The sequence below is a fragment of the Amycolatopsis sp. genome, assembly GCF_035546795.1.
Classification (GTDB): domain Bacteria; phylum Actinomycetota; class Actinomycetes; order Mycobacteriales; family Pseudonocardiaceae; genus Amycolatopsis_E.
In genome coordinates, this window is record NZ_DASZWC010000021.1 from 25,024 (window position 1) to 38,435 (window position 13,412).

11 protein-coding genes are annotated in these 13,412 nt (G+C 68.8%); 9 read left to right on the plus strand and 2 right to left on the minus strand.

The annotated features are described in order from the left end of the window. Window positions 1-64: 64 nt before the first annotated feature. Window positions 65-1,654: an AMP-binding protein gene (locus VHD82_RS14500; RefSeq protein ID WP_414637512.1), complete on the minus strand. Its 1,590-nt coding sequence runs from the start codon at window positions 1,652-1,654 to the stop codon at window positions 65-67. 94 nt (window positions 1,655-1,748) lie between these two features. Here VHD82_RS14500 and VHD82_RS14505 point away from each other — a divergent pair, with 94 nt between their 5' ends. The 4 genes from VHD82_RS14505 to VHD82_RS14520 are packed head-to-tail and all read left to right on the plus strand — an operon-like array spanning window position 1,749 to window position 5,801. Continuing rightward, window positions 1,749-2,693: a cyclase family protein gene (locus VHD82_RS14505; protein ID WP_325702713.1), complete on the plus strand. Its 945-nt coding sequence runs from the start codon at window positions 1,749-1,751 to the stop codon at window positions 2,691-2,693. A 28-nt stretch (window positions 2,694-2,721) separates the two neighbouring features. Further along, window positions 2,722-3,636, plus strand: coding sequence for an SDR family NAD(P)-dependent oxidoreductase (locus VHD82_RS14510; RefSeq protein WP_325702716.1), 915 nt, complete (start codon window positions 2,722-2,724; stop codon window positions 3,634-3,636). 21 nt (window positions 3,637-3,657) lie between these two features. Further along, complete coding sequence (locus VHD82_RS14515; protein ID WP_325702720.1) at window positions 3,658-4,164, plus strand: hypothetical protein; 507 nt, start codon at window positions 3,658-3,660, stop codon at window positions 4,162-4,164. A 14-nt stretch (window positions 4,165-4,178) separates the two neighbouring features. After that, the gene (locus VHD82_RS14520; RefSeq protein WP_325702899.1) at window positions 4,179-5,801 is read left to right on the plus strand and encodes a long-chain fatty acid--CoA ligase; all 1,623 of its coding nucleotides are present in this window, start codon (window positions 4,179-4,181) and stop codon (window positions 5,799-5,801) included. Window positions 5,802-5,842: 41 nt separating this feature from the next. On the opposite strand, the gene VHD82_RS14525 is transcribed toward VHD82_RS14520, so the two are convergent. Further along, a complete protein-coding gene (locus tag VHD82_RS14525) occupies window positions 5,843-7,648 on the minus strand; it encodes an NAD(P)/FAD-dependent oxidoreductase (protein WP_325702723.1) in 1,806 nt (601 codons plus the stop codon). A gap of 248 nt (window positions 7,649-7,896) precedes the next feature. On the opposite strand from VHD82_RS14525, the gene VHD82_RS14530 reads away from it, so the two are divergent. The 5 genes from VHD82_RS14530 to VHD82_RS14550 all read left to right on the plus strand — a co-directional run bounded on the left by VHD82_RS14530 (window position 7,897) and on the right by VHD82_RS14550 (window position 13,390). After that, on the plus strand, window positions 7,897-9,111 hold the full coding sequence (locus VHD82_RS14530) for an ABC transporter substrate-binding protein (RefSeq protein WP_325702726.1): 1,215 nt from the start codon (window positions 7,897-7,899) through the stop codon (window positions 9,109-9,111). Between the two features lie 120 nt (window positions 9,112-9,231). Next, window positions 9,232-10,089 carry a branched-chain amino acid ABC transporter permease gene (locus tag VHD82_RS14535; protein WP_325702729.1) on the plus strand — a complete coding sequence of 286 codons (858 nt, stop codon included), beginning with the start codon at window positions 9,232-9,234 and terminating at the stop codon, window positions 10,087-10,089. 2 nt (window positions 10,090-10,091) lie between these two features. Continuing rightward, a complete protein-coding gene (locus VHD82_RS14540) occupies window positions 10,092-11,918 on the plus strand; it encodes a branched-chain amino acid ABC transporter ATP-binding protein/permease (protein ID WP_325702732.1) in 1,827 nt (608 codons plus the stop codon). Continuing rightward, window positions 11,911-12,669: an ABC transporter ATP-binding protein gene (locus tag VHD82_RS14545; protein ID WP_325702735.1), complete on the plus strand. Its 759-nt coding sequence runs from the start codon at window positions 11,911-11,913 to the stop codon at window positions 12,667-12,669. The genes VHD82_RS14540 and VHD82_RS14545 overlap by 8 nt, the downstream gene beginning before the upstream one ends. 124 nt (window positions 12,670-12,793) lie before the next feature. Beyond that, complete coding sequence (locus tag VHD82_RS14550) at window positions 12,794-13,390, plus strand: TetR/AcrR family transcriptional regulator (RefSeq protein ID WP_325702738.1); 597 nt, start codon at window positions 12,794-12,796, stop codon at window positions 13,388-13,390. Window positions 13,391-13,412 lie beyond the last annotated feature (22 nt).

Sequence of the window (13,412 nt, forward strand, 5' to 3'; positions counted from 1 at the left end):
CTCCCGACCCCGTGAGCCTACCGGCCGGTCGGTCCAAGGTCCAGCGGGTTCGGGAGGAGACCGGTCACGTCGGACGGTCGGCGGCGCGCTCGCGCAGCCGGAACTTCTGGATCTTGCCGGTGCCGGTCCTGGGGAGGTCGGTGACGAACTCGATCCGCTTGGGCACCTTGAACCGCGCGATCCGTTCGCGCGCGAACTCGATGAGCTCCTCCGCGCCGGGACGGGTTTCGCCGGTGATGACGAAGGCAACCGGCACCTCGCCCCACCGTTCGTCGGGAGCCGCGACGACAGCGACCTCGACGACTGCCGGGTGGGCGGCGAGCGCCTGCTCCACCTCGATCGTCGAGATGTTCTCGCCGCCGGAGATGATCACGTCCTTGGCGCGGTCCCGCAGTTCGATGTATCCGTCGGGGTGCAGCACGGCGAGGTCGCCCGAGTGGAACCAGCCGCCGCGGAACGCCTCGGCGGTCGCGGCCTCGTCACGGTAGTAGCCGAGCATCACGTTGTTGCCCCGCATGACGACCTCACCCATCGTCGCGGCGTCGGCCGGCACGTCCCGCATGTCCTTGTCCACCACGCGAAGCGGCTCGGACACGATCGTGCCCACGCCCTGGCGCGCGCGCAGCCGCGACCGGGCGGGTGCGTCGAGTGCGTCCCAGTCCGGGTTCCACGCGCAGACGGCCAATGGCCCGTAGGTCTCGGTCAGCCCGTAGAGGTGGGTCACGGCGATCCCGAGCCGCTGGGCGCGTTCGATGAGCGCGGGCGCCGGGGGAGCACCGCCGACGAACACCTGGACCGGATGCTCGACGGGGTGCGCCGCGGGATCGGTCAGCAGCGTCGAGAGCACCGTCGGCGCCGCGCACAGGTGCGTGACGCGATGCCTGTCCATGGCCTCCCACAAGGCTTTTCCCTCCACCTTGGGCAGGCAGACGTGGGTGCCGCCGGCCGCGGTGACGGCCCAGGTGTAGGCCCACCCGTTGCAGTGGAACATCGGCAGGGTCCACAGGTAGGCGCTGCTGGGCGTCAGCATCGCCTCGGGCAGCACGCCCAGCGTGTGCAGGTATGCGCCCCGGTGCGTGGTCATCACGCCCTTCGGGCGGCCTGTCGTGCCCGAGGTGTAATTGATCGAGATCAGCGCGTTTTCGTCCGCCGGAACGGAAAGTGGCCGTCGCGCGGCCTTGGCGAGCAGGTCTTCGTAGCCTTCGTCGCCGGTCCACAGGATTCGCAGCCCGGGGAGTTCGTCGGCCACCGGGGCGAGTGCCGGGGCGAACGCGCGGTCCGCGATCACGACGGCCGCCCCGCTGTGTTCCAGGATGTAGCGGTAGTCGGCCGCGGTGAGTCGCGTGTTGAGGGGGACCAGTACGGCACCGAGCCCGGGCACCGCGTAGTGGGCTTCGAGCATCGGTGCGACGTTGGCCAGCAGGGTCGCGACGCGGTCGCCCGCTCCGGTCCCGAACGTCGCGCCGAGCGCTCCGGCCAGTGCCTCGACCCGGTCCAGATGCCCGGCGTAGGTCCAGGTCCGGTTGCCGTCGACGACCGCGGTGCGGTCCGCCCACACCGACGCGGCGCGCAGCAGGAACCGGATGGGCGACAATTCCGCGCGCGACACCGTTGTGCTCACCCTTGCCTCCTGAGTTCGTTCACTGCGGATCATGGTAGACGGACAACCGACCGGCCGGTAGGATAACCTGCGTTTGGCGGCGACCGGCCAGGCCGTGCGACGGCGGGCGGCCAAAGAGGAGGCAAGGGTGCATCTTCCGGATTATGACGAACTGCCGCGCGCTGCGCGTGGTGGCCGAAGCGCGTGGGGACTCTTCGGTGACGACGACAATCTCGGTCTGCTGAACCTGATCACCCCCGAGGTCACCGCGTCCGCCGCCAGGCTCGTCGCGACGGGTGAGGTGATCCCGCTCGACCTGCCGTTGGACCATTTCGATCCGCCGCTGTTCGGGCGGACCGCCTATGCGCTCGAAAAGAAGATCGCCGCCGACAAGCAGGGCCTCGACGAGGTCTACAACGGCTTCAACCCCCAGGCGTCCTCCCAATGGGACGGGCTGGGGCATGTCGCCTATGACGTCGACAGCTTCTACAACGGCGCCACGCTCGACGCGGTCCTGACGGAGAACCGCAACACGATAGGGCACTGGGCGCGCAAGGGAATTGCGACGCGGGGAGTGCTGCTGGATCTGGAACGGACCTCCGACGCGTACGATCCGGGCAGCACACACACGTTTTCGGTCGAGGACCTGGAGCGCGCACGACGGGCCGCGGGAGTCGAGTTCCTGCCCGGTGACGTCATCATTCTGCGCACCGGTTTCCTCCGCTGGTACGACTCGCTTCCGGCGCGGGAGCGGCGGCGCATCTCCACGAGGGAGGATCTGCGGGCCTGCGGGCTGGAGCACACCGAGGACATGGCCAGATACCTGTGGAACACCCATGCCGCCGCCGTCGCCTCCGACGCGCCCTCGCTCGAGGTCTGGCCGATGGACCGCTCGGCGGAACAGTTCCCGTTCGGGATCCTGCACCGGTTCCTGCTGGGACAGTTCGGGATGGGGATCGGTGAACTGTGGGCGCTGGAAACCCTCGCCGCCCGGTGCGCGGAGCGGGGCCGCCACGAGTTCTTCCTGACGAGCGCGCCCCTGCACTCCATGGCCGGTGTCGGATCTCCGGCGAACGCCATGGCCATCCTGTGAAACGCCGATCGAGCCGGGGAGCAGCACAGTGACCGAAGTCCGGTTCGACGGCAAGGTCGTCGCGGTGACCGGCGCCGGGCGGGGGCTCGGGGCGGCCTACGCACGGCTCCTGGCCGAGCGCGGGGCGAGTGTCGTCGTCAACGATCTAGGGACCAAAATGGACGGTGGCGGTTCGTCGACGGAGGCGGCGGACCGGCTCGTCGCGGAAATCCGGCGCGAGGGTGGCAAGGCGGTCGCGAACTACAGCGACATCGCGGACCCCGCTCAGGCCGGCGCCATCGTCGCGGACGCCGTCGCGGGCTTCGGGCGCCTGGACGCGCTCATCAACAACGCCGGCATCATCTCGACGAACTCTTTCCCCGAACTGACAACGGATCTGCTTCAGCGGCAGCTGAACGTGCACCTGTTCGGCGCCTTGAACGTGACGCAGGCCGCGTGGCCCGCCCTGGTCGAATCGCGGGGCGCGGTGGTCTTCACCGTCTCCGCCGGAATGCTCGGCTCCCGCCACACCGTCGCCTACAACGTCGCCAAAGCGAGCGTGCTCGGGCTCATGCGCAGCGTCGCGTGCGAAGGAGCCGCCGCGGGTGTGCGGGTCAACGCCGTCATGCCGGGCGCGGAGACACGGATGCAGGGAACGGCGCTCGACGCCGACTCGGCGGAGAACTCGGCGCGGCGGACGACCGACGTGAACTCCGCGGCCAACGCCGCCCCGCTCGCGTGTTTCCTGGCGCACGAAAGCTGCCGCGCCAACGGTGAGGTGTTCGCCACCGGACGCGGGCACATGGCGAAGATCCTGCTCGCGTCGAGCGAGGGAGTCTCGGAGCGCGATCCCAGCCTGGAGAGTGTGGCGGCAGGCTTCGAGCGGATTCGCTCGCTCACGGAACTTCGCGAAGAGACCGACCTGCGGACATACCGGGATCGGCTCATCGAGGTCTGGAACTAGACACCAGTGGAGGTGGCGGCCATGGCTGTGACATTCGACGGGACCTGGCAGATCGACACCGGGAAGTCCCGGGTGTGGGACCCGGACCAGGAAAAGTACATCGCCGACGAGGTGGGCGACGAGATCATCACCATCCGCACCGAGGGTGACGTGCAGGACTACGAGGTGCTGCTGGGTGTCGACCCGACCGTCCGGATGGGATACACCACGCGGTTCGACGACCGGGAATGGGCCCGTTACGAGGTGCGCGAGGTGATCGGCCGCGGTGACGAAGCCGCGATGGCGGGATTCCGGCAGCGCACCATGTCGAATGCTCGCTTCACGGTCGGCACGAGCTACGGGCTCGTCCGGTCGGTGTATGTGGACGAGCGGACGCACTACCGGATCTGCAAGGACGAAGAGTCCGGCGAAGCGCAATACGTGATGCTCCGCCGGCTGGCCGAAGACGGGCAGTCGTATGGCGCGTACGTGTTGCGGGCCAACGGGTTGCTCGGCAGGGAGCGGCATTTCGTCCGCCTGGAGAAGTAGCGGAGGCCGTGGTGATCACCAGCACGATGCAGGACGACTTCCCGCTCACGGTGTCCGCGATCCTCGAACACGGCAGCCGCGTGTTCGGAGAAAGTGAATGCGTCACCTGGCAGGGCGGCGGGGCCGAACACGTCACCTACGCCGAGATCGGGGCCGACGCCCGGCGGCTGGCCCGCGCGCTGGCGAACCTCGGCATCGCGCGCGGCGACCGGGTCGGCACGTTTTCGTGGAACACCCGGGCGCATCTCGAAGCGTATTACGCGGTGCCCGGCATGGGAGCCGTGCTGCACACGCTGAACATCCGCCTCACGCCGCGGCAGTTGGCCGACATCGTCAACCACGCCGAAGACAGGCTGATCATCGTGGACGGCACGCTGCTGCCGCAGATCGTGGCCGCGCAGGACGAATTCGCGACGGTGGAAGCCTTCATCGTGGTCGGTGACGCGCCCATCGAGGACCTGAACAAGCCCGCCTACCGGTATTCGGACCTGCTGGCCGCCGAGGAACCCGTCTTCGACTGGCCCGAACTCGACGAACGCTCGCCCGCGACGATGTGTTACACGAGCGGGACGACCGGGGATCCCAAAGGGGTGGTCTATTCCCACCGGTCGATGTTCCTGCACGCACTGGGGACACTGTCCACGCAGGCGACGGGACCCCGCGAGAGCGACCGGTGGCTCGCGCTGGTCCCGATGTTCCACGTCAACGCCTGGGGAATTCCTTACACCGCCTTCCTTTCCGGCTCGTCGGTGCTGCTGCCCGGCCGGTTCATGAGCCCCGCCGACATCGCCGGGTTCATCGCGGCGGAGCGCGCCACCGTCGCCGCGGCCGTGCCGACGATCTGGTCCGGCCTCCACCAGCACGCCCGCACCCATGAGGTGGACCTGTCCTCGGTGCGGCTCGGGACCTCGGGCGGAGCGGCCATCCCGCGCTCGCTCGTCGAGGCCTTCGAAACCGGCCACGGGCTCCGCATCATCCAGGGCTGGGGCATGACCGAAACGTCGCCGCTGGGCGGCATGGCCCATCCGCCCGCCGGGGTCGAACCCGGCTCGCCCGAAGAGATCGACTGGCGGATGATGTCCGGTCGTGTGCTGGCCGGCGTGCAGATGCGCACGGTCGGCACGAACGGCGCGGTCCTGCCGTGGGACGGCCGGTCGGCGGGCGAGATCGAGGTTCGCGGCCCGTGGATCACCGGCTCGTACCACCGCACCGAGGCGCCGGAGAAGTTCCACGGCGGCTGGCTCCGCACCGGGGACATCGGCACCATCGACCCGCGCGGCTTCTTCCGGATCACCGACCGGGCCAAGGACGTGATCAAGTCGGGCGGGGAATGGATCTCGTCGGTCGAGCTCGAAACCCTTTTGATGGGCAGCCCGCACGTGCTGGAGGCCGCGGTCATCGGAATACCGGACGAGAAGTGGACGGAACGGCCGCTCGCCCTCGTCGTCGCACGCGAAACCGTTGCGCCGTCGGAACTTGCGGAGTTCCTCGCCGGCAAGGTCGCCGGCTGGCAGGTGCCGGAGAACTGGGCCTTCGTCGACGCGATACCGAAGACGACCGTGGGCAAGTTCGACAAAAAGGCGCTGAGGTCGCGCTACGGTGCCGGCCAGTTCGACATCATCCGCACGAAACCCTGACCCCGGGCGGGACTCACGCGAGTCCCGCCAACGGGAATCGCTCAGGTGTCCAGGGACAGGCCGGGAAGGGTGCCCTCGGCGCGCCATTCCCCGAGAATCCGGTAGAACTCCAGTGGCCCGCCGCCGAAGTTCTTGTTGGCGGCCGGGCGGACATCGGCGTGCCCGTCGGCGTTGCGGCGGCCGGGCGTGCACGCCTCGAGGAATGCCGCGTCGTCGATCGCGCGGTCCAGGATCGTGCGCACCCAGCTCTCTTCGGCCTCGGCGGTCACCTCGAAGGTGCGGGCGCCGCGGCGGCGCACCTCCCCGATGACGTAAGCCATGTGCCGGGCGTTCTCCTGCATCGTGTGCACGTAGTTGGCAGGCTCGGTGTTCTGCGAGCCGGGCGCAGGCTGCACGAACATGTTGGGGAACCTCGCGGTCATCAGCCCGTGCAGGGTCGCCAGGCCGTCCGCCCACTTTCCGGACAGGCTCACCCCGTCCCGGCCCAGCACGTCGAACCCGATCCGGCGGGTGAACGACGAGCCGGCCTCGGCGGATTCGAACCCGGTCGCGAAGACCAGGCAGTCCAGGTCGTAGCTCCGGCCGTTGGCGACCACGCCCGAAGGGGTGACCCCTTCCAGCCCGCGCCCCAAGGTGTCCACCAGCGTGACGTTGTCGCGGTTGAACGTGTCGAGGTATTCGTCGCTGAATCCCGGGCGCTTGCAGATGTAGGCGTAGTAGGGCTTCAGGGCCTCCGCGGTGTTCGGGTCCCGCACGATCCGGGCGACCCGCCCGCGCACCTCTTCCATCTTGCGGGCGTCCGCGAGTTCCTTCGCCGCGGCCAGTTCGGCGGGCGTCATCGTGGCGAAGGCCGGGTTGACGAACAGGTCGCGCCAGACGTGGGTCCAGCCGTCGTCGATGAGATCCTCGGCCGGGTCACCGCCGTAGAGCACGTCGATGAAGTTGCGCATCCGCTTCGCCTGCCAGCCCGGTTCCAGGCTGGACAGCCATTCCGGGTCGAACCGGTGGTTGTCGCGGACGCTGATCGTCGACGGGGTGCGCTGGAAGACGAACAGGTGCTTCGCCGACCGCGCCAGCGGCGGCACGCACTGGATGGCCGTCGCGCCGGTACCCACGACGCCCACCACCTTGTCGCCGAGCTCGGTCGGGTCCGTGTCGGAAGTCCCGCCGGTGTAGGAGAAATCCCACCTGCTGGTGTGGAAAGCCGTTCCGCCGAACGTCTCGATCCCGGGCACCGCGGGCAGTTTCAGGCGTGTCAGGGGGCCGTTGGCCAGTATCACGAACCGGGACCGGATCTCGTCACCCCGGTCGGTCCTGGTGACCCATTCCGACCGCGACTGCTCCCATTCCATGCCTTCCACGGTCGTCTGGAACAGGGCGTCCTCGTACAGACCGTAGTGCTTGGCGATCCGCTGGGCGTGCGCGAGGATTTCCGCGGCGGGCGCGTACTTCTCGCTGGGCAGCGGGCCGCCGACTTCTTCCAGCAGTGGCAGGTAGATCAGCGATTCGACGTCGCACCGGGCACCGGGATAACGGTTCCAGTACCAGACCCCGCCGACGTCGCCCGCCGTGTCGATGAGCCGGATCCGTTCGACCCCCACGTCGCGCAGCGCGGCGCCGATCATCAGCCCGCCCAGGCCCGCGCCGACGACCACCACGTCCACCCGGTCCGCGCGCAGGGGCCGGCCGGACGGCTTCGTGTACGGATCATCGACGTACCGCGCGAGTGGTCCGGTGAGCTCTGGCAGATCGCGGCGGTCGGCGCCGAGCCGCTTGTCGCGCTCGTCCCGGTACTTCCGCTTCAATGCGGCTACGTCGATACCTTCGCTCGAGGGTCCGTCGACCATGATCCACCCTTCCGGAGCCACCAGCAGGCTTCCTCGCCAGGCCGATAAGCCTACCGGCCGGTCGGTACAGCGTCCAGAGGTGGCGCCGGGACGGGGCGCACCGTGTCCGAAAAGGACGGGAACAGCGCCCGGATCTGTTGCCATACCGAGTCTGATCCGAATCTCGGAGGTGCACGACGGTAGACGGATCGCCGAGTTGGTCTTAGTATCTCCTACCGACCGGTCGGAAGACTCTAAGGAGGCTCTCAGTGCGGAGAGTTGTCATCGCCCTGGCCACGGCCACGGCTCTGGCCGTGACGGCGGCCTGCGGCAGCAGTTCGGGTGACGGCGGCCCGGGTTCGGGCGGAGATCCGCTACGGCTTCTCCTGCTCGCCCCGACCAGCGCGCCGGCTCTGGCGAACAACGCGACGAACGAGATCAACGCCGCCAAGGCGGCCGTCGCGACCGTGAACAGGAACGGCGGCGTCCTCGGGCGCCCGATCGAACTCGACGTGCAGGACGAGGCGAATTCCGCGACGACGGCGGTGACCAAGCTCAACGCGGCCCTCACCAGCACCAGCAAGCCCGCCGTCCTGATCCAGGCCGACTCGTCGCCCATCACGAGCGCGGTGCTGCCCCTGACGAAGCAGAAAAAGGTCACCACGTTCAACTTCGCGCAGACCGCCGACTCCGGCGACCCGTCGAAGAACCCGTACAGCTTCGACCTGGCGGCCTCGACGTCGAGCATCGGCAGCGCGTTCTGTGCCGAGATGAAGGCGAAGAACATCAAGACCTTCGCCATCATCCGCAACGACACCCCCTTCGCCAACGGTGAGACCGACGAGGTCACCAAGCACTGTCAGGCGGAGGGCATCACTTCGGTGGGCGCCGAGAAGTTCGCGGTGTCCTCATTGGACGTGACACCGCAGCTTTCCTCGTTGCAGGCCAAGAATCCCGAGGTGCTGGTGTTCTTCGCCTACGGCGCGCCGGCGGGCTATGTGCTGCAGGGTGTGAACCGGCTGGCCTGGAACGTGCCGCTGCTCGGTGACGGCGCGGTGATCGCTTCGCCGGTGGTCACGACGCCGCCACCGACGGGAATGCTGGGCACCCCGATGGAGACCAACCTGCGGGCGATGGCCTACGCGAGCACCGCGTACTCGCCCGGCCAGCCCCAGCCCGTCTCCGACCTGATCGCCGGGATGAAGGCGGCCGGCGGCATCCCCGCACCGCTGACCGTCGCCTACGCCTACGACGCGGTCATTCTCGCGGCGGCCGCCGCGGCCGCGGCCGGGACCACCACCGACGGCGCGAAAATCGCGGCTGCGGTGGAGAAACTGCCGCCCGGCGGGCCCAAGACCGCGATCTTCTCGAGCTACCGGTTCAGCTCCGCGTCACACGCCGCGAATCCTGATCCGTCGCAGTTCACCTTCATCAAGCCGACCGCGGTGGTCGACGGCCAGTTCGGGAACCCGGCGGCGTCCTGACCGCCGGACACCGCGCTGCCCGCAGACGATTGAGGAACCCCAGATGAGCACCAGCACCGAAACACGCGCGCCACGGCGTGCCGGCGATCCGGCGCGGCCCAAGCCTCCGGGAGAATGCCGATGAACGTCATCTGGGCCGGCCTTGCCCTCGGCGCTCTCTACAGTCTCGTGGCCCTGGGCTACAACATCGTGTTCGTCTCCTCGAACGTCTTCAACTTCGCCCACGCCCAGCTGCTGATGCTGGGTACCTTCCTGGCGTTCTTCGGCTCGGTCACCCTGCACCTGCCGCCGGCACTGGTGTTCCCGCTCGCGGGCGTGATCGTCGCCGCGGTGGCCGTGCTCGAGGAACGGTTCGCCATCCGCACCGTCCGCGGCACCGAGGCCCAGCTCGTCACCACCCTGGGTTTCGCGACCCTGCTCGACGGGCTGACGCAGGTGATCTGGGGCGGTGAGCCGTTGCAGGTGCCGTTCTTCGGGCGCAGCGAGGTGATCACGTTGTTCGGCGGGCAGGTGTTCCCCGTCGAACTGGTGCTGATCGGTGTCGTCATCGTGCTCACCGTGCTGTTCGTGGTGATCAGCCGCAACTCGATGCTGGGCATCGCGATGCTGGCCGTGTCGGAGGACCGGGAAGCCGCGCTGATGCGTGGCATCAACGTCCGGGCACTCGCGATCGGCGCGTTCGCGGTGTCGGGGGCGGTGGCCGGGCTGCTCGGCCCCATCGTCGGGCCCAAGACGTTCGCGGTGGCGACGCTGGGCACGGCGCTGGCGCTCAAGGGTTTCGTGGCGATGGCCATCGGTGGCTTCGGGAGCGCGCCGGGCGCGCTCATCGGCGGTCTGGTGGTCGGGCTGATCGAAGCCACGACGAGCCGGTACCTCGGCGAATCGTTCGCCACCCTGATGGTGTTCGTGGCGCTGCTCGTCGTGCTCCTGGTGAAACCGGCCGGCCTGTTCGGTCACGCTCGAGAACGGATGGTCTGATCATGGGCGTTTTCGCGATCGTCCGCCGGCTGCCGACGTGGGCGCTGCCGCTGGTGGCCGCGGTCCTCGTCATTCTGTTCCCGGTCATGGGCCTGGACTCCACGGTGCAGCGGCAGGTGATGCTGATCTGCATCCTGGCCCTGCTGGTCAGTGGTCTGAACCTGAGCCTTGGCTACGCCGGCGAGCTGGCGCTCGGGCAGGCCGCCATCTACGCCGGTGGTGCCTACGTCAGCGGCTACCTCGGCGCACATGGCCACACCGACCTGTTGCTGCAACTGGTCGCGGCGGGTGTGGTCGCGCTCCTGCTCGGCCTGCTGACCGGGATTCCGGGGCTGCGGCTGGGAAACTGGGCACTGGCGATGGTGTCGTTCTTCCTCGTGCTGCTGGTGCCGGACGTGCTGGACATGTTCCAGTCCCAGACCGGCGGCACGCTCGGCCTGGCCGGTATCGAGCCGGTGACGTTGTTCGGGATCGAGCTCGACGACCAGGCCTTCTACGTCACCGTGACGGTGGTGACCGCGCTGTGGTTGCTGATTCTGCGCAATCTGGTCACCTCGCGGCACGGCACGGCTTTCCGCGTACTCCGGGAGAGCCCGGTGCTGGCGGCTTCGATCGGCATCTCGGTGTTCCGGATGAAGCTCAGCGCCTACGCGGTGGCGGCGCTGCCCGCCGGGATCGCGGGCTGTCTGTTCGCCAACGTCGATCACTACCTCGCGCCGGACTCCTTCGGGTTCAGCCTCGCGGTTTCTGTGCTGGCCGCGTCGATCCTCGGTGGTTCGGCGAGCGTCTACGGCGCCGTGATCGGCGCGGCGATCCTGCAACTCGGCCCGCTGCAGGCGACCTCGTTCCAGCAGTACGCGCTGGTCGTCTACGGGCTGCTGCTGCTCGTCGGCGGAATCGTGCTGTCGGTGGGTATCGCGGGCTTGGCGCGAAAACTGTGGAGCCGGGTCGAGCGGCGGTGGGCGCCGCGTGGCCGCTCGGTGACCTACACCGGCGAACAGCTGCCCGCCATCGACGGTGCCCGGCTTTCGGTGCGGCACCTGGCCAAGACCTTCGGCGGGGTCAAGGCGCTCCAGGACGTCTCGCTGGAAGCGAAACCGGGACAGGTCACCGCGCTGATCGGGCCGAACGGCTCGGGAAAGACCACGCTGCTGAACATGATCTGCGGCTATTACCGCCTCGATGCCGGTGAAATCCGGCTCGGGGAAGCCGGCAGCTCACGCTCGCCGTTCCGGGTGGCCCGTGCCGGCATCGCCCGAACTTTCCAGACGCCGTCGGTCCCGCCGGGCATCACGGTGGCCGAAGCCGTCCGGTCCGGCCGTTACGCCACCCAGCACGCGTCGTTCCTGTCGGCGATCTTCCGGTTGCCCGGCTACCGGCGCGCGCGGGCGGCCGACATCGAGGAGGCGCGGCGGGTGCTGGCACTCGTCGGCCTGGAGGAGTTCGAGAACGACGAGGCGGCGTCGCTGCCGCTGGGCACCCGCCGGTTGCTCGAAGTCGCCCGCTCCCTGGTGTCGCGGCCGCGGGTGCTGTTGCTCGACGAGGCCGCTTCGGGTCTCGACGAGGACGAGGTCGACCGCCTGGCGGACCTGATCCGCCGGATCCGGGACAGCGGTGGCACGGTCGTGCTCGTCGAGCACAACTTCCGGCTCGTGCTGTCGCTGGCCGATCACATCCACGTGCTCGCGCGGGGCCGGATCATCGCGTCCGGTCCGCCCGCGGAGATCGAAGTCCACCCCGAGGTCCTCACCGAGTATCTCGGTATGCCGGTGAGCGGCGCGGGCGAACTGCTGGCCACGGCGGGAGCGGAGGCGGGTCAGGATGACTGAGGCCGAAACGACGGCTGCGCCGTTGCTCGCGGTACGCAACCTGGTCACCGGCTACGGTGACCTGCGGGTGGTCTGGGACGTGTCCTTCGACGTGCTGCCAGGCCAGGTCACCGCGCTGCTCGGGCGCAACGGCGCGGGCAAGACGACCACGCTGCGGGCGATCGCGGGCCTGAACAAGATGCACGGCGGCTCGGTGCGGCTGGCGGGCGAGGACGTCGACGGCCTGGCCCCGCACCGCCGGATCCGCGCCGGACTCGGTGTGGTCCAGGAGAACAAGCGGGTGTTCAAACGCCGGTCCGTCGAGGACAACCTGCTGCTGGGTGGTTACACCGGCCGGCGGGCGGGCCGCCGGAAGCTGAAGGGCGCGCTGGAGGAGATCTACGAGCTGTTCCCGGCGCTGCGCGGCCGCGCCGGCACTCCGGCCGGGCAGCTTTCCGGTGGCCAGCAACAGATGCTGGCGATCGGCCAGGCCATCATGGGCAGGCCGAAGCTGCTGATGCTCGACGAGCCCTCGGCCGGGCTGGCTCCGGCCATCGTGCTGGAGGTGATGAGCAGCGTCGCCAGGCTCAAGGAGTCGGGCCTGGGCATCCTGCTGGTGGAACAGGCCGTGGAAGCCGCCGTGAGCGTGGCCGACCACGTCGCGGTGCTCGACGTCGGCCGGATCGTGATGGAAAGCCCGGTCGGCATGATCGACGACCTCCGGATCATCAAGGACGCCTATTTCGGCCGCGCCGGGGCGCAGCCGGAATAGTGCGGTTTCCCAAGCGCGCCAAGAAGATCGAGGAGGAGCCGGCATGACCGGACCGGATCAGGCCACCGGACCACTCGCGCGGAAGCCGGGGCGGTCCTTCCGACCGGTCGGTACGCTTACGGGTATGGAAACGCCAGCAACGGACCACGCCGGCCTCGGCCGTCGTGAAGAGATATTCGCCGCCGCCGCCGAGATCTTCTGGGCCAAGGGATATCACGCGACTTCGATGAACGACGTCGCCAATGCGATGAGCATGCGGAAGGCCTCGGTCTACCACCACATCAAGAACAAGGAAACCCTGCTGTACGAGATGTCGGTGTCGAGCATGCGGCACATGATCGATGCGGCGATGTCGGCGACCAGTCCCGATCCGGAAGAACGCCTCAACGAGGCGATCGTCCGCCATGTCGAAGCGCTGCTGGACGACCGCAGCCGGCACGCGACCGCACTGGTGGAGTTGCGTTCGCTCTCGCCGGCCGAGCGCCAGCACATCGTCGAGATGCGGGACAGCTACGACCATCTGATCGACGGGATGGTCGCGGCCGTGCAGGAGAGCACGGGGCGCTGGCCCGGCATCCCGGCGCGGCTCGTGCGGCTGGCCATGCTCGGGATGCTGAACTGGGTCGTGTTCTGGTTCTCGCCGGACGGCAAGGAGACCGCCGAGTCCATCGCCCGCACCTTTTCCGCCATCCTCATGCCACGCACGGACAAGACGACGTAACCGCGGTTCCGGCGAGTACCGC

Excerpts from the sequence above, each read along its gene's own strand:
- VHD82_RS14515 (WP_325702720.1), top strand. The coding sequence starts at position 3,658 with ATGGCTGTGACATTCGACGGGACCTGGCAGATCGACACCGGGAAGTCC.
- VHD82_RS14500 (WP_414637512.1), bottom strand. The coding sequence starts at position 1,654 with ATGATCCGCAGTGAACGAACTCAGGAGGCAAGGGTGAGCACAACGGTG.
- VHD82_RS14535 (WP_325702729.1), top strand. The coding sequence starts at position 9,232 with ATGAACGTCATCTGGGCCGGCCTTGCCCTCGGCGCTCTCTACAGTCTC.
- VHD82_RS14550 (WP_325702738.1), top strand. The coding sequence starts at position 12,794 with ATGGAAACGCCAGCAACGGACCACGCCGGCCTCGGCCGTCGTGAAGAG.
- VHD82_RS14540 (WP_325702732.1), top strand. The coding sequence starts at position 10,092 with ATGGGCGTTTTCGCGATCGTCCGCCGGCTGCCGACGTGGGCGCTGCCG.
- VHD82_RS14545 (WP_325702735.1), top strand. The coding sequence starts at position 11,911 with ATGACTGAGGCCGAAACGACGGCTGCGCCGTTGCTCGCGGTACGCAAC.
- VHD82_RS14525 (WP_325702723.1), bottom strand. The coding sequence starts at position 7,648 with ATGGTCGACGGACCCTCGAGCGAAGGTATCGACGTAGCCGCATTGAAG.